The organism is Klebsiella sp. 18074, from assembly GCF_902705905.1.
GTDB lineage: Bacteria > Pseudomonadota > Gammaproteobacteria > Enterobacterales > Enterobacteriaceae > Klebsiella > Klebsiella terrigena.
The window spans coordinates 86,824-111,408 of the sequence record NZ_CACSIS010000010.1 but is presented as its reverse complement, the minus strand read 5'-3'; the positions used below and the strand labels follow the sequence as shown (position 1 = coordinate 111,408).

21 protein-coding genes are annotated in these 24,585 nt (G+C 58.2%); 10 read left to right on the top strand and 11 right to left on the bottom strand.

Features of this window, described 5'->3' with window-relative positions:
• The first annotated feature begins 375 nt into the window (after nt 1–375).
• The 4 genes from ubiG to yfaE all read left to right on the top strand — a co-directional run bounded on the left by ubiG (nt 376) and on the right by yfaE (nt 5,216).
• On the top strand, nt 376–1,104 hold the full coding sequence (ubiG, locus tag GVK32_RS12100) for a bifunctional 2-polyprenyl-6-hydroxyphenol methylase/3-demethylubiquinol 3-O-methyltransferase UbiG (RefSeq protein WP_041146530.1): 729 nt from the start codon (nt 376–378) through the stop codon (nt 1,102–1,104).
• Nucleotides 1,105–1,449: 345 nt separating this feature from the next.
• On the top strand, nt 1,450–3,735 hold the full coding sequence (nrdA, locus tag GVK32_RS12095; RefSeq protein ID WP_159865988.1) for a class 1a ribonucleoside-diphosphate reductase subunit alpha: 2,286 nt from the start codon (nt 1,450–1,452) through the stop codon (nt 3,733–3,735).
• A 96-nt stretch (nt 3,736–3,831) separates the two neighbouring features.
• The gene (nrdB, locus tag GVK32_RS12090; protein WP_132512316.1) at nt 3,832–4,962 is read left to right on the top strand and encodes a class Ia ribonucleoside-diphosphate reductase subunit beta; all 1,131 of its coding nucleotides are present in this window, start codon (nt 3,832–3,834) and stop codon (nt 4,960–4,962) included.
• Nucleotides 4,962–5,216, top strand: a complete 255-nt coding sequence (gene yfaE, locus GVK32_RS12085) for a class I ribonucleotide reductase maintenance protein YfaE (RefSeq protein WP_045855971.1) — start codon at nt 4,962–4,964, stop codon at nt 5,214–5,216. The genes nrdB and yfaE overlap by 1 nt, the downstream gene beginning before the upstream one ends.
• A gap of 62 nt (nt 5,217–5,278) precedes the next feature.
• Here the strand turns inward: yfaE and glpQ are convergent, their stop codons facing one another.
• A complete protein-coding gene (glpQ, locus tag GVK32_RS12080; RefSeq protein ID WP_159865985.1) occupies nt 5,279–6,358 on the bottom strand; it encodes a glycerophosphodiester phosphodiesterase in 1,080 nt (359 codons plus the stop codon).
• A gap of 9 nt (nt 6,359–6,367) precedes the next feature.
• The gene (glpT, locus tag GVK32_RS12075; RefSeq protein ID WP_159865982.1) at nt 6,368–7,714 is read right to left on the bottom strand and encodes a glycerol-3-phosphate transporter; all 1,347 of its coding nucleotides are present in this window, start codon (nt 7,712–7,714) and stop codon (nt 6,368–6,370) included.
• A 269-nt stretch (nt 7,715–7,983) separates the two neighbouring features.
• On the opposite strand from glpT, the gene glpA reads away from it, so the two are divergent.
• From glpA to glpC, 3 genes are read left to right on the top strand one after another with little or no spacing between them, the layout of a single operon-like run.
• Nucleotides 7,984–9,606, top strand: a complete 1,623-nt coding sequence (glpA, locus tag GVK32_RS12070) for an anaerobic glycerol-3-phosphate dehydrogenase subunit A (RefSeq protein ID WP_159865979.1) — start codon at nt 7,984–7,986, stop codon at nt 9,604–9,606.
• Complete coding sequence (glpB, locus tag GVK32_RS12065; protein ID WP_159865976.1) at nt 9,596–10,855, top strand: glycerol-3-phosphate dehydrogenase subunit GlpB; 1,260 nt, start codon at nt 9,596–9,598, stop codon at nt 10,853–10,855. The genes glpA and glpB overlap by 11 nt, the downstream gene beginning before the upstream one ends.
• Nucleotides 10,852–12,030, top strand: a complete 1,179-nt coding sequence (glpC, locus tag GVK32_RS12060) for an anaerobic glycerol-3-phosphate dehydrogenase subunit GlpC (RefSeq protein ID WP_159865973.1) — start codon at nt 10,852–10,854, stop codon at nt 12,028–12,030. Before glpB ends, glpC begins: the two co-directional genes overlap by 4 nt.
• A gap of 24 nt (nt 12,031–12,054) precedes the next feature.
• Here the strand turns inward: glpC and yfaU are convergent, their stop codons facing one another.
• The 7 genes from yfaU to GVK32_RS12025 form a co-directional block, all read right to left on the bottom strand.
• A complete protein-coding gene (yfaU, locus tag GVK32_RS12055) occupies nt 12,055–12,858 on the bottom strand; it encodes a 2-keto-3-deoxy-L-rhamnonate aldolase (protein WP_132512326.1) in 804 nt (267 codons plus the stop codon).
• A gap of 14 nt (nt 12,859–12,872) precedes the next feature.
• Nucleotides 12,873–14,162: an MFS transporter gene (locus tag GVK32_RS12050; RefSeq protein WP_159865970.1), complete on the bottom strand. Its 1,290-nt coding sequence runs from the start codon at nt 14,160–14,162 to the stop codon at nt 12,873–12,875.
• A 52-nt stretch (nt 14,163–14,214) separates the two neighbouring features.
• The gene (rhmD, locus tag GVK32_RS12045) at nt 14,215–15,420 is read right to left on the bottom strand and encodes an L-rhamnonate dehydratase (protein ID WP_159865967.1); all 1,206 of its coding nucleotides are present in this window, start codon (nt 15,418–15,420) and stop codon (nt 14,215–14,217) included.
• 13 nt (nt 15,421–15,433) lie between these two features.
• Entirely contained in the window at nt 15,434–16,216 is a 783-nt protein-coding gene (locus GVK32_RS12040; RefSeq protein WP_159865964.1) for an IclR family transcriptional regulator, read from the bottom strand.
• A gap of 204 nt (nt 16,217–16,420) precedes the next feature.
• The gene (locus GVK32_RS12035) at nt 16,421–17,617 is read right to left on the bottom strand and encodes a nicotinamide mononucleotide deamidase-related protein YfaY (RefSeq protein ID WP_159865961.1); all 1,197 of its coding nucleotides are present in this window, start codon (nt 17,615–17,617) and stop codon (nt 16,421–16,423) included.
• A gap of 94 nt (nt 17,618–17,711) precedes the next feature.
• A complete protein-coding gene (locus GVK32_RS12030; protein WP_159865958.1) occupies nt 17,712–18,254 on the bottom strand; it encodes a YfaZ family outer membrane protein in 543 nt (180 codons plus the stop codon).
• A gap of 308 nt (nt 18,255–18,562) precedes the next feature.
• Entirely contained in the window at nt 18,563–19,531 is a 969-nt protein-coding gene (locus GVK32_RS12025; protein ID WP_159865955.1) for an Rpn family recombination-promoting nuclease/putative transposase, read from the bottom strand.
• Nucleotides 19,532–19,671: 140 nt separating this feature from the next.
• On the opposite strand from GVK32_RS12025, the gene nudI reads away from it, so the two are divergent.
• Nucleotides 19,672–20,097 (top strand): nucleoside triphosphatase NudI, encoded by a 426-nt coding sequence (gene nudI, locus GVK32_RS12020; RefSeq protein ID WP_159865952.1) that lies wholly within the window; start codon nt 19,672–19,674, stop codon nt 20,095–20,097.
• On the opposite strand, the gene GVK32_RS12015 is transcribed toward nudI, so the two are convergent.
• Nucleotides 20,074–21,513 carry a sensor histidine kinase gene (locus GVK32_RS12015; RefSeq protein ID WP_159865949.1) on the bottom strand — a complete coding sequence of 480 codons (1,440 nt, stop codon included), beginning with the start codon at nt 21,511–21,513 and terminating at the stop codon, nt 20,074–20,076. The genes nudI and GVK32_RS12015 overlap by 24 nt on opposite strands.
• On the bottom strand, nt 21,500–22,174 hold the full coding sequence (gene tctD / locus GVK32_RS12010; RefSeq protein ID WP_123709385.1) for a transcriptional regulator TctD: 675 nt from the start codon (nt 22,172–22,174) through the stop codon (nt 21,500–21,502). The genes GVK32_RS12015 and tctD overlap by 14 nt, the downstream gene beginning before the upstream one ends.
• A 973-nt stretch (nt 22,175–23,147) precedes the next feature.
• Between tctD and GVK32_RS12005 the strand changes: the two genes are divergently transcribed.
• The gene (locus tag GVK32_RS12005) at nt 23,148–24,128 is read left to right on the top strand and encodes a tripartite tricarboxylate transporter substrate binding protein (protein WP_159865946.1); all 981 of its coding nucleotides are present in this window, start codon (nt 23,148–23,150) and stop codon (nt 24,126–24,128) included.
• A 15-nt stretch (nt 24,129–24,143) separates the two neighbouring features.
• The gene (locus GVK32_RS12000) at nt 24,144–24,575 is read left to right on the top strand and encodes a tripartite tricarboxylate transporter TctB family protein (protein WP_159865943.1); all 432 of its coding nucleotides are present in this window, start codon (nt 24,144–24,146) and stop codon (nt 24,573–24,575) included.
• Nucleotides 24,576–24,585 lie beyond the last annotated feature (10 nt).

The window sequence follows — 24,585 nt, the reverse complement described above, 5'->3', positions numbered from 1 at the left end:
TGTATCCCGGATTCAAAGGTCGCAAATTATAACACAGCCGCGGTGATACCGGTAAACCTATACCCAATGAATTTCGCACTACATCAAGGAGGCAAACGCAGGAGTCCCGATGAGCTCACCGTAGTGAGTGATTCGGGTGAGTGCGTGCGGCCAACGAAGAGGCAGTGCGAAAGGCGACGGGCATACCCAATGAATTTCGTACCGCATCAAGGCGGCAAGCGCAGGAGTCCCGATGAGCTCACCGTAGTGAGTGATTCGGGTGAGTGCGTGCGGCCAACGAAGAGGCAGTGCGAAAGGCGACGGGTATAGACGGTTTATTCATGGCGGTCTGCTGATATACTCGCAGGTCTGAACTGAAAAGGAGTAAAAGCGCCCATGAATGCCGAAAAACCGTCGGTGGCCCACAACGTTGATCATAATGAAATCGCTAAATTTGAAGCCGTCGCCTCGCGCTGGTGGGATTTAGAGGGCGAGTTCAAACCACTGCATCGCATCAACCCGCTGCGGCTGGGCTATATTGCGCAGCGCTCCGGCGGCCTGTTCGGCAAAAAAGTGCTCGACGTCGGCTGCGGCGGCGGCATTCTTGCGGAGAGCATGGCGCGGGAAGGCGCAACGGTGACCGGGCTGGATATGGGCTTTGAACCGCTGCAGGTGGCGAAGCTGCACGCGCTGGAAAGCGGCGTTCAGGTTGAGTATGTCCAGGAGACCGTCGAAGAGCACGCGTTGAAGCATGCGCAGCAGTACGACGTGGTGACCTGTATGGAGATGCTGGAGCACGTTCCCGACCCGCAGTCCGTCGTCCACGCCTGCGCGCGGCTGGTTAAGCCCGGAGGCCAGGTCTTCTTCTCGACCATCAACCGCAACGGCAAAGCGTGGCTGATGGCGGTAGTCGGCGCCGAATACGTGCTGAAGATGGTGCCCAAGGGGACCCATGACGCGAAGAAGTTTATCAAGCCGTCCGAGCTGATCGGCTGGGTAGATCAGACAAATCTGAAAGAGCAGCATATTACCGGCCTGCATTTCAATCCGCTAACCAACACCTTCAAGCTGGCGCCGGGCGTTGATGTTAACTACATGTTGCATACAACGGCGAAAAACGCATAACGTCAGCAGTTTTTCATATGATGATTGCGCGGCATCAAGCCGCGTAATTTTTCCTGGCGCCGAAGAAATCAGCACTCGATCAAATTTTCATTTTTATTTTTGAGTTTATTGACATCTTCGCCAGGCCTTATGCGACGTGGGCCCGGCTATTATTACGCTTGTGCAACCTCAATTTAACGTCAAAATCAACTCTTGTACTCAAAAGAATCCTTACTAGAATACTCACCATATAGCGTTCTTTTTATCGACAACCCCCTACATATAGTATTTATCCACAGAGTTAGTCACAACGACCCTCTGTGGATAAGCGGGGGATATTTTCTTTCACGGACAGGTATAATCCACATGAATCAGAGTCTGCTGGTGACAAAGCGCGACGGTACAACCGAGCGTATTAATCTCGACAAAATCCATCGCGTACTGGATTGGGCGGCAGAAGGACTGAATAACGTTTCGATTTCTCAGGTAGAATTGCGTTCCCACATTCAGTTCTACGACGGCATCAAAACTGCCGATATTCACGAAACTATCATCAAGGCCGCGGCGGATCTTATCTCCCGCGATGCTCCGGATTACCAGTATCTCGCCGCGCGTCTGGCGATTTTCCATCTGCGTAAAAAGGCCTACGGCCAGTTCGAGCCGCCGGCGCTGTTCGATCACGTCACGAAGATGGTCAACAAGGGTAAATACGATACTCATCTGCTGGAAGACTACACGGAAGAAGAGTTCAAGCAGATGGACTCGTTCATCGTGCACGATCGCGATATGAGCTTCTCCTATGCGGCAGTTAAGCAGCTGGAAGGTAAGTATCTGGTGCAGAACCGCGTGACCGGCGAAATTTATGAAAGCGCCCAGTTCCTCTACATTCTGGTCGCCGCGTGCCTGTTCTCGAACTACCCGCGCGAGACCCGTCTGGACTACGTCAAGCGCTTCTATGACGCGGTATCCACCTTCAAGATTTCGCTGCCGACGCCGATCATGTCCGGGGTGCGTACGCCGACCCGCCAGTTCAGCTCCTGCGTGCTGATCGAGTGCGGCGACAGCCTCGACTCCATCAACGCCACCTCCAGCGCGATTGTGAAATACGTTTCCCAGCGCGCCGGTATCGGCATTAACGCCGGCCGCATCCGCGCGCTGGGTAGCCCGATTCGCGGCGGTGAAGCCTTCCACACCGGCTGTATCCCGTTCTATAAGCACTTCCAGACCGCGGTGAAGTCCTGTTCACAGGGCGGCGTGCGCGGCGGTGCGGCCACCCTTTTCTATCCGATGTGGCACCTGGAAGTTGAAACCCTGCTGGTGCTGAAAAACAACCGCGGCACCGAGGCGAACCGCGTTCGTCATATGGACTACGGCGTACAGATCAACAAGCTGATGTACACCCGCCTGCTGAAAGGTGAAGATATCACCCTGTTCAGCCCGTCCGACGTCCCGGGCCTGTATGACGCCTTCTTCGCCGACCAGGACGAATTTGAGCGTCTGTATACCCAATACGAAAAAGACGACAGCATCCGCAAGCAGCGGATCAAAGCGGTTGAGCTGTTCTCTCTGATGATGCAGGAGCGCGCCTCAACCGGCCGTATCTACATCCAGAACGTTGACCACTGCAACACCCACAGCCCGTTCGACCCGGTTGTCGCGCCGGTTCGCCAGTCGAACCTGTGCCTGGAAATCGCTCTGCCGACCAAGCCGCTGAACGACGTCAACGATGAAAACGGCGAAATCGCCCTGTGCACTCTGTCAGCGTTCAACCTCGGCGTGATTGAAAGCCTGGACGAGCTGGAAGGTCTGGCGGTGCTGGCGGTTCGCGCGCTGGATGCGCTGCTCGACTACCAGGACTACCCGATTCTGGCGGCGAAACGCGGCGCGATGGGCCGTCGTACGCTGGGTATCGGCGTGATTAACTTTGCCTACTATCTGGCAAAACACGGCAAACGCTACTCCGACGGCAGCGCCAACAACCTGACGCACAAAACCTTTGAAGCTATTCAGTACTACCTGCTGAAAGCCTCCAACGAGCTGGCTATCGAACAGGGCGCCTGCCCGTGGTTCAACGAAACCACCTATGCTCAGGGCGTTCTGCCGATCGATACCTATAAAAAGGATCTCGACGCTATCGTCGGCGAGTCGCTGCACTACGACTGGGAGCAGCTGCGCGAGTCGATCAAAACCCACGGCCTGCGTAACTCGACCCTCTCCGCGCTGATGCCTTCAGAGACCTCTTCGCAGATCTCTAACGCCACCAACGGTATTGAACCACCGCGCGGCCATGTGAGCATCAAAGCTTCGAAAGACGGCATTCTGCGCCAGGTGGTTCCGGATTACGAAAAGCTGCAGAACAGCTACGAGCTGCTGTGGGAAATGCCGAGCAACGATGGCTACCTGCAGCTGGTCGGCATTATGCAGAAGTTTATCGATCAGTCGATTTCGGCCAACACCAACTACGACCCGACGCGCTTCCCGTCCGGAAAAGTGCCGATGCAGCAGCTGCTCAAAGACCTGCTCAACGCCTATAAATTTGGCGTAAAAACTCTGTACTATCACAACACCCGTGATGGCGCGGAAGATGCGCAGGACGATTTGGCGCCATCCATCCAGGACGACGGCTGCGAAAGCGGCGCTTGTAAGATCTGATAACGCCCCCCTCGCCCCAGGGCGAGGGAACATCAAAGCCCGGCCCCGTCTGTAGGGCCGGAGCGAGGGGCAATAACATCACAGGACGCACATTTAATGGCATATACCACCTTTTCTCAGACCAAAAACAATCAGCTACTTGAGCCGATGTTTTTTGGCCAGCCGGTTAACGTTGCCCGTTACGATCAGCAAAAATATGACATCTTCGAAAAGCTCATCGAAAAGCAGCTCTCCTTCTTCTGGCGCCCGGAGGAAGTTGACGTTTCCCGCGATCGTATCGATTATCAGGCGCTACCGGATCACGAAAAGCATATATTCATCAGCAACCTGAAGTACCAGACCCTGCTGGATTCCATCCAGGGCCGCAGCCCGAACGTCGCGCTGCTGCCGCTGATTTCGATTCCTGAGCTGGAAACCTGGGTAGAGACCTGGGCGTTTTCTGAAACCATTCACTCGCGCTCCTACACCCATATCATCCGCAACATCGTCAACGATCCGGCGATGGTCTTCGATGATATTGTCACCAACGAGCAGATTCAGAAGCGTGCGGAAGGCATCTCCAGCTACTACGATGAGCTCATTGAGCTGACCAGCTACTGGCATCTGCTGGGTGAAGGCTCCCATAGCGTTAACGGTAAAACCGTCACCGTGAACCTGCGCGAGCTGAAAAAGAAACTGTACCTGTGCCTGATGAGCGTGAATGCGCTGGAGGCGATTCGCTTCTACGTCAGCTTCGCCTGCTCCTTCGCCTTCGCCGAGCGTAAGCTGATGGAAGGTAACGCTAAAATCATCCGCCTGATCGCTCGCGACGAAGCGCTGCACCTCACCGGCACCCAGCATATGCTGAACCTGCTGCGTTCCGGCGTCGACGATCCGGAAATGGCCGAAATTGCCGAAGAGTGCAAGCAGCAGTGCTATGACCTGTTCGTGCTGGCGGCTCAGCAGGAGAAAGAGTGGGCAGATTATCTGTTCCGCGATGGTTCAATGATTGGCCTGAACCGCGACATTCTCTGCCAGTACGTCGAATACATCACCAATATCCGCATGCAGGCAGTCGGTCTCGAACTGCCGTTCCAGACCCGCTCCAACCCCATCCCGTGGATCAATACCTGGCTGGTATCCGATAACGTGCAGGTTGCGCCGCAGGAAGTGGAAGTCAGCTCCTACCTGGTGGGGCAGATCGATGCTGAAGTCGACGCCGACGACCTGAGCAACTTCCAGCTCTGATGAAACGCATTTTTTTGAAAATTTCTGACACTCATCTCGAGTGTCAGGATGAACATCGCTGCCTGCTTGATGCCCTGGAATCGCATAATATCGACGTGGAGTATCAGTGCCGCGAAGGTTATTGTGGCTCCTGCCGCACGCGGCTGGTGTCCGGCCAGGTTGACTGGCTGACCGAGCCGCTGGCGTTTATTCAGCCGGGAGAGATTTTGCCCTGCTGCTGCCGGGCAAAAAGCGATATCGAAATCGAGATGTAGCGGCCTGGCAACATCCCATCCGCGCCGGCCGGCGCGGACAGGTCTGCCATTCACGCCGCAGGTTAGCGGCGTTCCCCCTCCTGCTGCAGAAACTGCACCGCCTTATCCGGGAAGTCGCTGAACAATCCATCGACGCCGGCCTTGTTATACAGCAGGTCGAACAGCTGGTTCACGTCGGTGACGTAATCCGGCAGCTGGTCAGCGCGGACGGTATAGGGGTGGACCACCAGATGCTGGCGATGCGCCTCTTTCACCATATCGGTCAGCGCCACCTGGCCCGCTCCGGCGTTCGCCGCCACCAGCATGTGGTAGTCCGGGCCAATGCCGTCGGCGTATTGGGCAATCTGCCCCATCGCGCCGGGCTTAAACATCCAGTCATAGCTGTAGTTAACCCATTTGCCATCCGCCTGGCGCTGCTGGGTTTCATTCCAGTCACTGTAGGCGATCAGCTGCACCAGATTCAGGTTCATCCCCATCTTCGGCTCCAGCTCATTCTTGATGCGCTTGAGCTCGTTGGCATCAAAACACTGCAGATACACCTTATCCTGCTTGCTGGTGTAGCCATACTTCTTCAGCACCTGCAGGACGCTGGTGGCGATATCCTTGCCTTCCTGATGGTGGAACCACGGCGCTTTAATTTCCGGGTAGATACCGATATTTTTCCCGGTTGAGTGGTTCAGCCCCTGAACGAACTCAATCTCTTCTTCAAAGGTATGAATGCGAAAATCCGCTTTTCCCATCGGGAAGCGCCCCGGGAAGGTCTGGACGTTCTTACCGTTTTTGGGTTCAAACCCCTCGCTGAACTTCAGCGTTTTTATCTCCGCCAGAGTGAAATCGATCGCGTAAAAGCGGCCATCCTGACGCGCGCGCTGCGGGAACTTCTCCGCCACGTCGGTGACCCGATCGAGATAGTGGTCATGCAGCACCACCAGCCGATCGTCTTTGGTCATCACCAGGTCCTGCTCGAGATAATCGGCTCCCTGGGCATAGGCCATCGCTTTCGCCGGCAGCGTATGCTCCGGCAGATAGCCGCTGGCGCCGCGGTGGGCAATGACTATCTTATCCCCCGCCTGAGCGGAAAAACTCAGCGTGGAGCCTGCCAGCAGCATCCCGATCATCAAGGTCGTTATTGCCGTTTTCATGCTTATTCCTCAGGACTGTTTCAGCTGCTGGTAATGACGCTTTTCGCCCACCATCACCACAATCAGCAGCAGCACCGCCAGGACGCTACCGCCGATCATGACCATAAATCCGCCGTCCCAGCCGAAGAAGTCGACGGTGTAGCCGACGATTGCGCTGGCGGCAACGGAGCCTCCCAGATAACCAAACAGTCCGGTAAAGCCCGCCGCGGTACCGGCGGCCTTTTTCGGCGCCAGCTCGAGAGCATGCAGGCCAATCAGCATCACCGGACCGTAAATCAGGAAGCCGATAACGATCATGCAGGCCATATCAACGCCTGGATTACCCGGCGGGTTAAGCCAGTAAACGACGGTGGCGATGGTCACCAGCGTCATAAAGAAGACCCCGGTCGCCCCACGGTTGCCTCTGAACACTTTATCCGACATCCAGCCGCAAATCAGCGTCCCGGGGATCCCCGCATACTCATAGAGGAAGTAGGCCCAGGAGGATTTATCCAGCGCAAAGTGCTTCACCTCTTTCAGGTAGGTTGGCGACCAGTCGAGAATGCCGTAGCGCAGCAGGTAGACAAAGACGTTGGCGATGGCGATATACCACAGCAGCCGGTTTGGCAGAATATACTGCTTAAAGATCTGCCGGGCGGTGAGCTCCTGCTCGTGCTGCTCGCTGTAATCATCCGGATAGTCGTTCTTATACTCTTCAATCGGCGGCAGGCCGCAGGACTGCGGGGTATCGCGCATCATGGCAAAGGCAAATACCGCCAGCAGGATCGCGCCAAACGCCGGCATATACAGCGCCGCGTGCCAGTCGTTGAACCAGGCCATCCCGAGCAGGAACAGCAGCGGCGGGATCCCGCCGCCAACGTTGTGCGCGCAGTTCCATACCGAAACGATGCCCCCACGCTCCTTCTGCGACCACCAGTGCACCATCGTACGTCCGCAAGGCGGCCAGCCCATCCCCTGGAACCAGCCGCAGAGGAACAGCAGCACAAACATAACCATGATGCTGGAGGTCGCCCAGGGCACAAAGCCCATCACCAGCATGACCAGTGCCGCCAGGATCAGCCCCGCCGGCAGAAAAATGCGCGGATTCGAGCGATCGGATACCGAGCCCATAATGAATTTTGAAAAGCCATAGGCGATGGAAATCCCGGACAGCGCAAAGCCGAGATCGCCGCGAGAGAATCCCTGCTCCACCAGGTATGGCATGGCTAACGCAAAGTTCTTGCGCACCAGATAGTAGGCGGCATAGCCAAAGAAAATACCGATAAAAATCTGCCAGCGTAGTCGACGATAGTGCGGGTCAATTTCCGCCTCGGGTAGACGCGCTGTGTGCGCCGCGGGTTTAAAAATACTTAACATAGCAGCCTCCGTTGCCATTTGCTTTTATGGGTACAGGTAAAAAAAACCTAATTTAATCACCCACTTCTGATATGTCGCGATGGTAGGGAAACCTCGCAGACGATACTGTGAAACATCGCACGCTTTGTTACAAAAATATGACAAAGCATTCCATTGTGAGCATGAAATCACATTCCACGCTCGATAAACGCGCGAATATGCTCGAAATCAAACAATACGCACTATTAGTGTGGCTAAATGGCGTAAAACGAAAGTAGAGGGATAGAGAGATGGCCGAGACCGATGAGTGTGATGTCATTGTCATTGGCGGCGGCGCAACCGGAGCAGGGATCGCCCGTGACTGCGCGCTCCGCGGGCTGCGCGTAACCCTGGTAGAACGCCACGATATCGCCACCGGGGCGACCGGACGCAATCACGGGCTGCTGCACAGCGGCGCCCGCTACGCGGTGACCGACGGCGAATCGGCGCGTGAATGCATCAGCGAAAACCGCATCCTGCGCCGCATCGCCCGCCACTGTGTGGAACCCACTAACGGGCTGTTTATTACCCTCCCCGAAGACGACCTCGCCTGGCAACAGACCTTTATTCACGCCTGCCGGCAGGCCGGAATTGAGACCTGCCAGCTCTCGCCCGCCGAGGCGCTGCGCCTTGAGCCCACCGTCAATCCCGCGCTGCTCGGCGCCGTTCAGGTACCCGACGGCACCGTCGATCCGTTTCGCCTGAGCGCGGCCAATATGCTTGACGCCCGCGAACACGGCGCCACCATCCTTACCGGCTGTGAAATCACCGGCCTGCTGCGCAGCGGCGATCGGGTCAACGGCGTGCAGTGCTATGACCATAAGCGCCGTGAAAACCGCACGCTGCGCGCCAGCGTAGTGGTCAATGCCGCCGGGATCTGGGGTCAGAGGATTGCGGAATATGCCGATCTGCGCATTGCGATGTTTCCGGCTAAAGGATCGCTGCTGATCCTCGACCATCGCATTAATCGCCACGTTATCAACCGCTGCCGCAAGCCTGCCGATGCGGATATTCTGGTTCCCGGGGATACCATCTCCTTGATTGGCACCACCTCGGTGCATATACCCTACGATGAAATTGACGATAACCGGGTCACCGCTGCGGAAGTCGATACCCTGCTGCGCGAAGGCGAGAAGCTGACACCCGTCATGGCCCGCACCCGGGTGCTGCGCGCCTACTCCGGCGTACGCCCGCTGGTCGCCAGCGATAACGACCCCAGCGGTCGTAGCGTCAGCCGCGGCATTGTGCTGCTGGATCATGCCGAACGCGACGGGATGGCCGGGTTTATTACCATAACCGGCGGCAAGCTGATGACCTACCGCCTGATGGCGGAATGGGCGACGGACGCCGTTTGCCGCAAGCTTGGCAACACTGTCCCCTGCACCACCGCCGAAACCCCTTTACCGGGATCCCGCGAGCCGGTCGAAGCCACGCTGCAAAAAATCATCTCTCTGCCCGCGCCGCTGCGGGGATCGGCGGTGTACCGCCACGGCGATCGCACGCCCGCGTGGCTTGGCGATAGCCGCCAGCATCGCAGCCTGGTCTGCGAGTGCGAAGCGGTAACCGCGGGGGAAGTGCAGTACGCGGTAGAAAATTTAGCGGTCAACAACCTGCTCGATTTACGCCGCCGTACCCGAATCGGGATGGGAACCTGCCAGGGCGAGCTGTGCGCCTGCCGCGCCGCCGGGCTACTGCAGCGCTTCAATGTCGCCACGCCGGCCCAATCGCTGACCCAACTTTCTGAGTTTTTAAACGAGCGCTGGAAAGGCGTACAGCCCGTCGCCTGGGGCGATGCGCTGCGCGAAAGTGAATTCACCCGCTGGGTCTATCTCGGGCTGTGCGGTTTGCAAAAGGAGCAGCAGGATGAAATTTGATTGCGCGATTATCGGCGGCGGGCTCGCCGGGCTACTTTGCGGGCTGAGCCTGAATCAGAATGGCTTACGCAGCGCGATCGTCAGCCGCGGCCAAAGCGCGCTGCATTTCTCCTCCGCCTCGCTGGACCTGCTCTCTGAGCTGCCCAGCGGCGAAAAGGTGACCGAGGTTGCCCAGGGTCTCGCCCGGCTGGCAGAGCAGACTCCGGAGCATCCCTACGCGAGAATAGGCGTCGAACGCGTCATGGGCTACGCGGCGCAAACCCAGGCGCTGCTGGCAGCCAGCGGCATTGTGATGCAGGGCGATGCCGCCCGGCCGCATCTGCGCATTACGCCCCTCGGCACCCTGCGCGCCGCGTGGCTCTCCCCGCAGGAGGTTCCCGTTTACCCGTTAACCGCCCAATCCCCCTGCATGGTCGGGATCGGCGGCTTTGCCGACTTCCAGCCGCACCTGGCCGCCGCGTCGCTTAATCAGCACGGAATGAACGCCAGCGCGGCGGAAATCGATTTACCGCTGCTGGACGTCCTGCGCGAGAGCCCAAGCGAATTTCGCGCCGCCAATATTGCCAGAGTGCTGGATGACGAGCGCCACTGGCCGGCGCTGCTGGCCGCACTGCTTCCGCTGGCGCAGGAACACGACTTGCTGATCCTGCCCGCCTGCTTTGGCCTTAGCGATAACCGGCTCTATCTGTGGCTACAGGAGCGCCTGCCCTGCCCGCTGCGCCTGCTGCCAACTCTGCCCGCTTCCGTACCAGGAATGCGCCTGCATAGCCAGCTCCAGCGCCACTTTATTCGCGGCGGAGGCACCTGGCTGGCCGGAGATGAGGTGACCAACATCAGCCATCAGGATGGAACGGTCAGCAGAGTATGGACGCGTAACCACGGCGATATCCCGCTGCGGCCGCGCTTTACCGTCCTGGCCAGCGGCAGCTTCTTCAGCAACGGCCTGATCGCCGGGCGCGATGGCGTGCGCGAGCCGATTCTGGGCCTTGACCTACAGCAGAGCATGCCGCGCGAGAACTGGTATCAGCGGGATTTCTTCGCCTCTCAGCCCTGGCAGCGCTTCGGCCTTAAAACGGATGCGATGCTGCGTCCGCTGCTGCAGGGGCGGCCGCTCAACAACCTGTTTGCCGCCGGTTCTCTGCTCGGCGGCTTCGACGCCATTCAGCTAGGATGCGGCGGCGGCGTTTGCGCGATCACCGCGCTGCACGTCGCCAAACAGATCAACGACCTTGCCGGAGGCGAACGATGAACGATACCCGCTTTGAGAGCTGCATCAAATGCACGGTTTGCACCACCGCCTGCCCGGTCAGCCGGGTTAATCCGCGCTATCCCGGCCCTAAACAGGCGGGACCCGACGGCGAGCGGCTGCGGCTAAAAGACGGCGCGCTGTATGATGAAGCGCTGAAGTACTGCATTAACTGCAAGCGCTGCGAGGTCGCCTGCCCTTCTGACGTGAAAATCGGCGATATTATCCAGCGGGCGCGGGCGCAGTACGGCCAGCAGAAGCCCACCCTACGCGATGCGGTACTGAGCCATACGGATCTGATGGGCACCCTTTCTACGCCGTTTGCGCCGCTGGTCAACGCCGTCACGGGACTGCAGCCGGTGCGTCGGCTGCTCGATACGGCACTCAGGATAGATCACCGCCGAACGCTGCCAAAATACGGTTTCGGCACTTTCCGCCGGGCATACCGCCAGCTCGCCGCCCAGCAGGCGCAGTTTAGCGACCAGGTCGCCTTCTTTCACGGCTGCTACGTCAACTACAACCATCCCCAGCTGGGTAAGGATCTTATCCGCGTGCTGAACGCCATGGGCACCGGGGTACAGCTGCTGTCCAAAGAAAAATGCTGCGGCGTGCCGCTGATTGCCAACGGCTTTTTTGCCAAAGCCCGCAGGCAGGCGCTGAGTAACGTCGCCGCCATGCGCGAAAGCGCACTGCCGACCATCGCCACCTCCTCCACCTGCACCTTTACCCTGCGCGATGAGTACCCGCACGTGCTGGATGTTGACAATAGCGACGTGCGCGACAGGGTTGAGCTGGCGACCCGCTGGATCTGGCGCCAGCTTGACGGCGGGCGAACCCTGCCGCTAAAACCGCTGCCGCTGAAGGTGGTCTACCACACTCCCTGTCATATGGAAAAGATGGGCTGGTCGCTCTATACCCTCGAACTGCTGCGGCAAATCCCCGGCCTGCAGCTGGAGGTTTTGGATTCGCAATGCTGCGGCATCGCCGGCACCTACGGGTTTAAGTCGGAGAACTACGCGTCTTCCCAGGCCATCGGCGCGCCGCTCTTCCGCCAGATTGAGGAGAGCGGCGCCGATAGGGTGGTGACCGATTGTGAAACCTGCAAATGGCAGATTGAGATGTCCACCAGCAAGCGCTGCGAACATCCCATCACCCTGCTGGCGCAGGCGCTGGCCTGAACCTCTGCGCGATGATTGCGGGAGTCAGTAGCTCCCCTTTTCTTCCTCCCGCCGTGCGCCGGGCCTGAACATCGCCAGCCGGCTATCCAACGCGTCGGTATAGAGCTGAGTATCTACGCCAACGGCGACAAAACTGGCGCCCCACTCAAGGCTTTTTTGCGCCATTTTCGGATCGACGGCAAGGAAGCCGGCCGCTTTGCCCGCCGCGCGAATGCGGCGAATGCTCTGCTCAATAATCCGCTGCACGTCAGGATGAGCGGCGTTATCCGGATAGCCGAGGGAGGCAGACAAATCGGCAGGGCCAATAAATACGCCGTCAATGCCTTCCACTTCGAGGATCTCATCCAGATTGTCGAGCGCCGTTTTGCTCTCGACCTGAATGAGCAGACAGAGTTCATCATTCGCCTGAGCCATATAGTTCCCTACTCTTCCCCAGCGCGCCGCGCGCGCCACGCCGGCGCCTACCCCGCGCGTGCCGACCGGCGGATAGCGGGTTGCCGCGACGATATCCCGCGCCTGCTCGGCCGTATCGACCATTGGGATAAGTAACGTCCGGGCGCCAATATCCAGCACCTGCTTAATCAAGCTGCGGCTCCCCTCGACCGGGCGTATCACCGGCTGGCTGGCATAGGGGGCAATGGCCTGCAGCTGATGGTAAAGATCCTGAATGGTATTTGGCGCATGTTCGCCGTCAATCAGCAGCCAGTCGTAGCCTGCCGTAGCGGCTATCTCGGCCACGTAGGAAGAGGTTGAACTCAGCCACAGGCCAATTTGCGTTTCTCCCCTGGATAATCCCGCTTTAAACGGGTTCGATAAAATAGCGTTCATAGGTCTTCCTTATATTAATGCGGTACGCTGCCGGACTGCGGCACCATGCGTGTGACGCGCAATGAAAAGATAATAACGACGCCCACTATCGCCACGCAGGAGAGCGTCAGCAGGCCGGCGGAATCACTGGCGAAAATCGTCTCCGCCTGAACGCGCACGATCGGCGCCAGAAAACCGCCGATTGCGCCGAACAGGTTGACGAAGCCGATGCCCGCGGCCAGCGCGGTACCGGACAATAGCTGCGTCGGCATCGTCCAGAATACCGGCTGCACGGCGATCACACCGACCGCCGCGACGCACAGCGCCAGTATCGCCAGCACCGGTGGAACCAGCCCGGAGACGCCGATACCAATCGCCGCCGCCAGTAAGGTCAGAGCCGCAATATTGCGCCGTTCGCCGGTCCGATCGGAGTAGCGCGGAATAAGCCAGGTCCCCAGCAGAGCCGCAATCCACGGGATCGCCGTCACCACCGAGGCCACAAACCCCACTTTGGTGCCCAGCAGCGCGGCAACCTGGGTCGGCAGGAAGAAGATCAGGCCATAAACCGCAACCTGAATCGTCAAATAGATAATCGCCAGCTGCCAGACGCGCCCGTTGCGCAGCGCATCGGAGAGCCGCGAAGTCACCTTTTTCTCCTCTTCGCTGGCCAGCTGCCTAAGCAGCACCTGCTTTTCGGCGGCGGTCAGAAAACGCGCATTTTGCGGCGTATCGTCGAGCCAGAAGAAGGTGAAAAATCCCGCGCAGACGGCCAACAGCCCCTCAATCACAAACATCCAGAACCAGCCGGGATGCCCCATAAAGCCGTGCATTTCCAGCAGCGCGCCGGATAGCGGCGAGCCGAGCGTGAGCGCCAGCGGCGCGCCCATATAGAACAGCCCCATAATGCTGGCGCGGTTCTGTTGGGGGAACCATTGGGAAGTCAGGTAGATCATTCCCGGGAAAAAGCCCGCTTCGGCGGCACCGAGCAACGTCCGTACCAGCAGGAATTTTGTTTCGCTATCCGCCCATGCCATTGCCGCAGAGAGCACGCCCCATAGTAAAGTGGTGCAGCCAATCCATTTTCTCGCACCAAATTTACGCATCAGCAGATTCGCGGGCACCCCGAGGAAGGCATACACCACAAAAAATATTCCGGCGCCAAGGGCGTAGGCCTCATTGCTCAACCCGGTATCCAGCTGGTAGGTCTCTTTGGCAAAACCAATATTCGAACGGTCAAGAAACGCCAGCACGTACAGCGCCAGCATAAAGGGGATCAAACGGGCGCGGTTTTTCTTCACCACGCTCTCCAGCAAAGTATTACTCATCGCAATATCCTCAGGAATTGGCCGCACGGCAACGCCGCGCAGCACGACGAGATCAGTGGCTATAGGGGCGTTTGAGATGACAGTCGCGATTCAATTCGACGCCAAAGCCCGGTTTATCCAGCACGGATTTATGGATCCTTCCGTTCTGCGGCACCGGCTCGCCCAGTAGGATCGGGTCAAACTGAGGGCGCAGCGTGGCGCAGTCCGGGCTGGTCATCAGGAACTCGCTAAACGGGGTGTTGGTGAAGGTAATCACCGCATGGTGCGAATAGACCGACGAGCCGTGCGGCACCACCAGCTGACCGCGCGCCTTGGCGATCGCCGCGATCTCTACCAGGGTGGTTAATCCGCCGCACCAGCCGACGTCGGGTTGCATAATATCGATGCCGGTTTCCGACAGCGTACGGAAGGACTGCAGCGTGCCGTGGTGCTCGCCGCTGGTGATCATCATCCCGGCAGGGGCACTGCGTTTGAGTTCGCGATAGCCTTCGTACTGCTGCGGCGGTAAGCACTCTTCAATCCACTTGAGGTTATATGGCGCGCAGGCGTGAGCCAGCTTAATGGCGTAATTCACATCCTGGCTCATCCAGCAATCAAGCATCAGCCAGAAATCCGCGCCGCATTTCTCGCGATATTCCGCAACCATGGCGGCGTCTTTGCGGATCCCGGCGTCGCCGTCGTGCGGCCCCCAGTGCGTCGGCATTTTGCCGCCGATAAAACCCATTTCCTGCGCAAGATCCGGCCGCGCACCGGTGGCATAGAACTGAATCTCATCGCGAACCGCACCGCCCAGCAGCTTGTAAACCGGCAGGCCAACCACTTTGCCGAACAGATCCCACAGCGCCAGGTCGATACAGGAAATCGTATTCAGCACCAGACCGCCGGATCCAGAGTAGAACAGGGTGGCATTGAGCATCCGATCGTGGATCAGCTTAATATCGCTGACGCATTTTCCTTCAACGAAGCGGCTGAGGTGCTTTTCGACAATAAAGCAGCCCATCTCTCCCGCCGTGGTTACCGCGAAGCCGGTCTGGCCGCTATCGGCCTCCACTTCAACAATCAGCGTGCCCAGCACGTTAATGCCGAACGACTGGCGGGACTGTTCATACTCGGCATATTTGCTCATCGGGGTCGCGATATGATCGTCAATCCAGTGGTTTGCGCCCTGATCGTGGTAGTCGCCGCCGCCGGCGCCCTTTTCCGCGGTCGCGCCGCCGATAAACCACGCGCGGATGTGTTTAATTTTCGGTAGGGTCATGATGTTCTCCTTGTTATGAAGCTCGTCGCTCGAAGGGGCTCTTCCACCCCAGCAAACGGGAAATATCTTTGGCGCAGGCAATCGCCTTACCGGCAAGGTAATCACGATTATCTTCATTGATTTGCAAACGCGTCCCCACCACCGAGATCGCGGCGGTGAGATCGTTATTGGCGTTAAAGACCGGCGCTGCGACGCAGCGGACGTCGAGGTAATCCTCGCCGTTATCAAAGCTCCAGCCTCTGGCGCGAATAAGCTCCAGTTCCTCGTGAAGCCGCTGGGCGGTGGTGATGGTGGTCGGCGTAGAGCGCTCCCACCGCAGTTCGCTGATGATGGCGCGTTGTATATGCGCGGGCTGCCAGGCCAGCAGGCATTTGCCAATGCCGGAGCGGTAGAGCGAGAGGCTTTTCCCCTCGTGTGAGCGGACGCTGATCGTGGCCGAAGATTCGACTTTCAGAATGTAGTAGGCGTTACCCTGATCGATGATCCCCAGATGGCAAAGCAGCCCGCATTCGTCCATGAGCTGAGTCAGCCTCGGCCGCGCCAGCTCGCGGAGATCCATTTTGCTTACGGCGTGCCCGGCCAGCTCCACCAGCTTGGTCCACAGGCAGTAGTTATCCTGATTATCCATACTGAGGAAACGCTGCTTTCTCAGCTCTCCCAGCAGCAGATAGGTGGTGCTTTTCGGAATACCGAGTTCGTCAATAATCGTCGCCGCGCCGCAGGGGCCAATGCGGGCGATGAGATTGAGAATATCGATGGCGCGGGTCAGCGCCGGGACCTTGCTTGATTCCAACATACTGGACTCCAATCCTGAATACTGGAATCAGTGTTGCGATTGTCAGGGGAGAAAATTGTGAGCGGCCTCAAATCACGGCGTTATTCCAGCGGGGTGGACATTTCGCAGCGTATAAATGAGGGATAGCGCACAGAATATTTAAAAATAAGTACAGCGGGCTGGACTGAAAACGCACCGGGAGGGGTTCCCGGCGCGATTGGCGGCTTAGATCGACAGCGTTTCGACAACGTTAATCCAGCCGTGATCGCCGGCTACCGGCTGGCCGTTCAGCCAGCGGCGCAGCATATTCAGGGCCATCATCGCGCAAACCTCCTGGCGGACCTGCAGGCTGTAGCGGGTGACGCTGAGCTTAACCCGCAGCGCGTGGGTGCCTTCCGGGGTGGAGAGCACGAAGTTCAGGTAGTCGGCTTCCTGGCCGCAGACCGCCAGCGCCAGGCCGGCAAAATGCTTCACCCGCCGCTCTGACGTCCAGCGGGCCGACTGTGCCAGCGTCTCCTCCTGCGCGGGGACCACTTCGCTCGCCAGCAGCGGAGCACTGGCGCGGGAGAGCTGGAGCGACAGCAGGCCGCTGGTAAACTGCTCACTGAGGGTCAGGCTCAGCTGCCGCTCCTGCAGGCGGCGCGCAATCTGCGCAGGCAGCCCTTCGGTACCTTCAAAAATCAGGTTCTCGCCGGCCACTTTTTGCACTTCTGGCCATAGCGCCAGCATCGCCTCGCGCTGTTCAGCAGGACCGGTGAGTTTAAGCTCAATAATTGGCATCGAAGAACGGTAGCCCATCACCACGCCAGGCGGCAGCGGCAGCGGATTTAGGCTTTGCGCCAGGTCGCTTTCTGAACGACCAAAGGTGGTCAGGCGCAGGCACAGCGGCGGCGCAGACAGCGGGAAGCGTTCGCGCAGGCGCGGTAAAATCTCCTGCTCAACCATCACCTTAAATTCCGACGGCACGCCGGGGGTAAAAAACATCAGACAGCGATTAAGCTGAACGGCAAAACCACAGGCGGTGCCCACCGGGTTGTTGATCATCTCCGCGCTGGCGGGGATTTCCGCCTGCTTGCGGTTGCTTTCCGCCATCGGCCGTCCGCGTTCGGCAAAGAAACGCGTCATCGTCTCCAGCCATCCGGCGTGCAGAATTAACGATTCGCCTTTAGCGGTTGCCGCAGCCAGCGCGCTGAGATCGTCGCTGGTCGGCCCTAGCCCGCCGTTGACAATCAGTACGTCCGCATGCTCGCTGCGCTCGCGTAAAATTGCGATCAGAGAATCAAGATCGTCACCGACGGTGTTGCGACGCGTTAAAGGCAATCCCTGATTAAAAAAGAAATCCGCCAGCCACGCGGCATTGGTATCGACGATTTGCCCATGCAGCACTTCGTCGCCGGTGGACAGCATTTCCACGTTTAACATTGTGAACTCCAGCCTGATAAGTGGAAATACTATAACGCAAAGGCGCTGGCTGGGTAGACAGGAAATCGGCGCGGCATAATACCGCGCCTGGGGATCAGAAGCTGGCGCTGACGCCGACGTACGGGCCGTCAGCAATGGTATTATCTTTGTTACCGTCTTTACCTTCCAGGTTCAGATAGCGATAGCCGGCCTCAATGCTCAGAGGGCGCATGACCGTCCAGCTCGCGCCGGCATTGGCTTCCTGATAGCTCTGGATACCGCTGGAGAGGGAGTCCGGAGAATAGTAGTATTCGCCGAACAGGCGGAAGCTGTCGCCAATTTTCCACTGCAGGCCGCCGCCGACCGCCGCCGCATACCCTTCATCACCGCTTTTCGGATTGGTATATACGCCTTTGCCACCCACCGTTGCCAGGAATGGCCCCAGAGGAATGTTTAAACCCAGCCCTAAACCTGCCGCGTCGCCGTCGTTGTCGCTGTGCATCCAGTTGCCGGTTACCGCCAGTCCGCTTGATTCGGTACCAAAACCCACGCCAAGGTTGGTGTAGTGCTCACCGGCCTGCCCGGTGACGCTAATAGCGTTGGCCGCCGTCGAGACCAGCATCATGCCAGCCAGGCCTAAAAACATGCTCTTTTTCATTTTTACTCTATCCAGAAAACAAGAATCAAAAAAGTCCCAAAAACCGCAGAATTGTACTGCCGAATGCTGAGGAATCAATGCACAAAACGACCTTTATTGTTGGGATTGTAAGCAGTTGCTACCGGAACGCAGGATTTGGCCGGTCGCTGCGCCGCCATCAGCGCTGGCGAGGGCAAGATGTCTGGTAAAAAGAGGCGTTCTGCGCGCCGTCGTGGCGCATCGTCGGGCGTCGGCGCCGGGCAGCGGCAAAAAATAGCGGCGTAAAAAAAGCGGCAACCATTCGGCCGCCGCGTTGTGAGCATTATGCGCTAGTGCTTAAGCTGCGCCAGGCGCTGCAGGGACAGGCCGGTCAGCTCGGCGACCAGAGGCAATTCAAGTCCGCAGTCGATCATCGCCAGCGCAATACGCTCGGCGGCCTTTTGTTCACCTTCCTGTCGGCCTTTTTCTATTCCTGCCTCCAGCCCTGCCTCAAGCCCTTGCTGCCTTCCCTGCTGCATCCCTTCCTGACGACCGCGGTCTTCCAGAAACTGAGCAATATTCATGAGCGCCTCCTTATGCGGCTGTAGCGGCACGCTTTGCGCCAGCTGACGCAGAAATGCCACGGGATCGGCGGTACTCCCCGCCTGGAGTATATAGTGCAACAGCGTCTGCAGCTGTCTTTCGCTAGTGTATCCCAGCGCTAATAAGCTGACCACCTGTGCCTGAAGCTCCATCAGATCCCGCTGTCGAATGTGTTTTTGCAGCAGCTCCAGTATGGCCACGCGTCGATGCTGCAGCAGCTCGCTGTCCGGGATAGTCGTCACATCCACCAGCGGAAAAGGCTGGCTATAGCGCTTTTCGGCTATCTCTGGCTGTGAAAAGCCGTCCAGCCAGCGCATCGAGTGCGGCCAGGGGCTCGCCTTACCGTGATAGAAAAGCAGCGGGATCACCAGCGGCAGCTGCTGCAGGCCTTTATCAAGATGACGCTGCATCGCCGCCACGGCGTAGCGCATTAAACGAAAGGCCATATGCCGCTCCGCAGAGCTTTGATGCTCAATCAGCAGATAGATATAGCCTTCGCCAGTCCGGGTCTGCACGGAATAGAGAATATCCGAGTGGCTTGCCCGTAAATCGTCGTCAATAAAGCTGCCGGATTCCAGATGCAGGGTCTGCAGGTCGCACAGCTCGCGTAAATTTTCCGGCAGGTGAATCAGTAAAAAATCCGCCGCCGTCGCCCGGTCCGACAGCAGGCTCTTAAACACGGCATCATGCGGGAAGTGCGCTGTCGCCCGGCTCATGCTGACCTCCTGTCCGTCATTTCAACCCACCCTACCACCGCCAACGCCGGGCGCGCGTTTTCGCTTGCGGTTTACCGAGGCGGCTCGCAAACTGGCAGCCAGATGCTTTGCTAGCCGTTCATTCATCCAAAGGAGAAACCATGCGCCAAAGGACCATTGTCTGTCCGCTGATTCAGAATGAAGGACACTATCTGCTGTGTAAAATGGCGGACGATCGCGGCGTTTTCCCCGGGCAGTGGGCACTTTCCGGCGGCGGCGTCGAGCAAGGCGAGCGAATTGAGGACGCCCTGAGGCGTGAAATTCGTGAAGAGCTGGGTGAAGCCCTGCGGCTGACGAGCATTACGCCCTGGACCTTCAGCGACGATATTCGGGTCAAAACCTATGCCGACGGTCGCCAGGAAGAGATTTATATGATTTACCTGATTTTCGACTGCATCAGCGCCAATCGCGAGATCGCCATTAACGAAGAGTTTCAGGAGTATGCCTGGGTCAGCCCCGAGGATTTACCGCGTTACGATCTGAATGTCGCCACGCGTAAGACCTTAACCCTGAAGGGTCTGCTCTGATCGCGCCGGCGCTGCGGCCAGAAAACGCAGGCTGACCTTCAGGCCGCCAAGGGCTGTGCTTCGCAGCAGCTGCGGGTGGCTGCGATGCAGCCGGGCAATGTCGCTGACCAACGCCAGTCCGAGCCCCGCGCCGGGGTTATCGCCGACATTTTCCAGGCGATGAAACGGCAGCAGCGCCTGCGGGATCTGGTCATCATCGATCCCCGGGCCGCTATCTTCAACCTCCATCACCACCGCGTCGCCCTCACGCCGCAGGCTCAGGGTAACCGTGCCCTGCACCGGCGTGTAGCGAATGGCATTATCGAGCAGATTGGCGCACAGCTCGCCGAGCAGCACCCCATCGCCTTCAATCATCACCGCCGACTGCTCCCCTTCGTAGCCCAGGTCTATCTCTTTACTTCGCGCCTGAGGGATCCGCGAAAAGCAGCTGTGCTGCACAATTTCCAGCAGGTTGAGCGGTAAAAATGCGCGTTCCCCCTGCTCTTTTCGCTTCACGCTCGCCAGCTGCAGCAGGCGCTCGGTCAGCAGAATAGTGCCATCCAGCGTGCCGCGCATCGCCTGCAGGCTTTCGCGCCACAGCTGCGGGTCATCACTGGCCAGAGCAACGGAAGCCTGGGTTTTTAGTACCGCCAGCGGGGTCTTTAATTGATGAGCGGCATCGGCACTGAAGCGTTCCTGGCGCGAAATCATGACTCTGAGGCGGTCAATATAACGGTTAAATGCCACAATCAGCAGCCGGGTTTCCGACCACGGCAGCAGCTCCGGCAGCGGCGTCAGCAGACCGGGCTCCCGTCGGACCATCAGCGCCGAGAGCTGGCGCATCGGTCGCAGTACGCGCCGCAGCAGCCAGCCGGTCAGCACCAGCGTCAGCAGCACCAATAGCCCCTGCGACACCCAGGATGAGAACAGTAGCTGCCCGGCAAGCCAGCGCCGCGACTGCAGGGTCTCAGCGATATAGATTTCCGCCATCCCGAGGATCCCGCCTTCGTTGACCGGCTGCAGCAGGCGCGCGACGCGGATCGCCTGGCCACGATATTCGGTATGGTAAAACCATGCCAGCGCCGGGTAGAGCTGAGTGCGCGTGGTGGAAGGCGGCATGGCGGGCAGGTCGTCAAAGCCTGAAATAACCCTCCCTTCAGGGTCTACAACCTTGTAATACAGGCGATCGTTCATGTTGAGCTCGAAGCTGTCCAGCACCACCCAGGGCACGTTGACTTCGAGCTTACCTTCGCGCACCACCAGGCGCTCCGCGACGGTGCGGGCGGAGGAGAGCAGCGTCCGGTCGTAGGCCTGCGTCGCCGCCTGGAGTGCGCTGACATAGCTGTTAAACGCCGACAGCCCCCACAGAAGCACCAGCGGCAGTCCGAGAAACAGCAGCAGCTGGACAAACAGCGACTGCGGCTTACCCCACTTCATGCCCGCACTCCAGCACATAGCCCAGCCCGCGCAGCGTCGTAATCCGCACGTTGCTGTCCTGCAGCTTTTTACGTAGGCGGTGAATATAGAGCTCGATGCTCTCCGGGCTGACTTCATCATTCAGGCTGAAAACCTGTTCGAACAGCTGCTGGCGCGAGACGGGGCGCGTGCGGCGAAACATCAGCACCGTCAGCAGCGCCTGCTCGCGCGGCGTCAACGACAGCATCTGCCCGCGCAGCAAAAAATAGCCCTCGTCGCGATACTCCAGCTCCCCGAGCTGCTGGACTTCATGCACCTGGCCCTCGCTGCGCCGCAGCAGCGCCCGCAGGCGCGCATCCAGCTCTTCAAGCTCAAAGGGCTTCGGCAGATAATCATCGGCCCCGACGTTCAACCCTTTGACCCTGTCCGCCACCGCGCTGCGGGCCGTCAGCAGCAGCACCGGCAGCGTCTGCCCGCGCTTACGCAGCCGCTGAACCACTTCCAGCCCGTCGAGGCCAGGCATACCAATATCCAGCACCGCGAGGGCGTATTTTTCACTTTGCAGCAGATGGTCTGCCGCGCGTCCATCAAATACGCAGTCGACGGCAAACCCGCTCTGCACCAGCGCTTTCTCCAGCCAGTGGGCCAGCTCCCGGTTATCCTCGGCTAATAAAAGGCGCATTGTGATGGTCTCTCCATGTTTATCGGCACAACAGCCTGACGGCGATCGTTGTTGATTCCGTAGCTAACCCGTAGCCACCGTCATCTATCATCGCGCAGGAAAGGATGAGAATGACAAAATGAAACAAATATGCAACACCAGAGCGGCTTATTTGTAAGCGATTTAACACTATCGACGAGATCGCCCCGGTTCCCCCGATCGCACGATGTTTGTTATACGCCGGAATGTGCCGATTTACTGAGCAGCGTTGACGCAGGTGTCATTCACCGGCCACGCCAGAATCTTATTATTATCGGTTAAATGAGAGTCATAACTTTTCGCGGAAATATATATCCACACTATTTTAAACGACCATCAGCGGAGCGCCACAGACAATGTAATACGGACCATCGGAATGTATGAATTAGACCGGTAAAAGGATGATTGGGCGTGGCACTTGATGGCGATCTTTTTTTCGCCTCAGGAATATCAACATATTATGCCATAAACAAAAAAACACCACCTTATCAATGAACTAAAGGCACGGTTAGTTTTTATTTTAGCTCTGGCGGTCACTCTTATCATTATATCCGTTTTCTCTTTACGTTCCTACCTGAAAGATATCAGAAAGTACAAACATGCCTTCAAGAATAAACGCCGCCGAGCGCTAATATTTATTCATGATATATTAGACTAATCTGCTATTTTTATTTTCATGAGCACAATAGTTTTTCATTAAGCCGTTCACCACAATCCCCTGGGTCAGTATTGGTCCTGTTCATTATGGCAACATGCCCTTCGCTACGGATATGTTCTCCGCGCTGACTCACGCCCTTCGCGACGACCAATAAGAGATATCTATCACATCCTGCAAAGTTGCGCGGGGATTGAAAGGGAAATGAAAGGTTATTGATTTAACAATTACGCAACCAAGCAGTCCAGCATCGTTTCACATAATCACAATAAACGTACCCGTACCTGACTGAGGAAGCTTATGAACAAACCATTTTTGCGCCATCTTAGCGCGCTCGCTTTATGCCTCTGTAGCGCCTCCGCGTATGCCACCGAGGCGCCTTCTCGTACCGAATGTATCGCCCCGGCAAAACCCGGCGGCGGCTTTGACCTCACCTGCAAACTGATTCAGGTCAGCCTGATGGAAACCGGGGCTATCAAAAAACCGATGCGCGTGACCTACATGCCCGGCGGAGTCGGGGCGGTAGCCTATAACGCTATCGTTGCCCAGCGTCCCGGCGAAGCGGGCACCGTTGTCGCCTTCTCCGGCGGTTCGTTACTCAATTTATCGCAGGGGAAATTTGGCCGCTACGGCGTTGATGACGTCCGCTGGCTGGCCAGCGTCGGAACCGATTACGGGATGATCGCCGTACGCGCCGACTCCCCATGGCAAGATTTACCTTCGTTTCTGGCGGCAATGGAAAAAGATCCCGCCAATATCGTCATCGGCGCAGGCGCCTCTATCGGTAGCCAGGACTGGATGAAAGCGGCGCTGATGGCGCAAAAGGCCCACGTCGACCCGCATAAAATGCGCTATGTGGCCTTTGAAGGCGGCGGCGAGCCGGTGACGGCACTGCTGGGTAACCACGTCCAGGCGGTGTCGGGCGATCTGAGCGAAATGGTGCCGTACCTGCAGGGCAACAAAATCCGCGTGCTGGCAGTGTTCTCAGCCGAACGTCTGCCCGGCGCGCTAGCCAACGTCCCGACGGCCAGGGAGCAGGGTTACGATCTGGTATGGCCGATTATTCGCGGTTTTTACGTCGGTCCGAAAGTCAGCGATGTCGACTATCAGTGGTGGGTTGAAGAGTTCAACAAGCTCCAGCAGACCGAAGAGTTTAAAAAGCAGCGCGAACTGCGCGGCCTGTTTGAATTCAACATGAGCGGCAGTGCGTTGGATGAATACGTGAAAAAACAGGTCAACAACTATCACGAACAGGCCAGGGCCTTTGGTCTGGCGAAATAATCTGCGGAGGTTGCGATGAGCGATCGTATTTTTGCTGGGATCTGGTTGCTGCTATGCGTAGGCGGGATGTTCGTTGCCTGGCAGATTCACAGCGAGTACTCCTACGAACCCGTTGGACCCCGCCCGTTTCCGCTAGGGATTGTCGGCCTGATGCTGCTCTGTTCAGTGCTGCTGCTGCTGCGCCGCCCTGATGCGGTGGAGTGGCCCGGGCGGCGGGTTTTACAACGCTTACTGACCATGGTGGCGGTGCTGATGATCTACGCGTGGGGGTTTGAATGGCTCGGCTTCCCGCTTGCCACCGCTCTGCTGACCGCGATCATTGGCCTGCTGTTTGGCGCCACGCTGCCTGCCGCAGGCGTGGCTGGAGCGGTAATGGGCATCACCCTGTGGTACGCCTTTGACACCCTGCTCGATGTCACCCTGCCGCTCGGCGTGTGGTTAAGTTAACGGAGAAGTT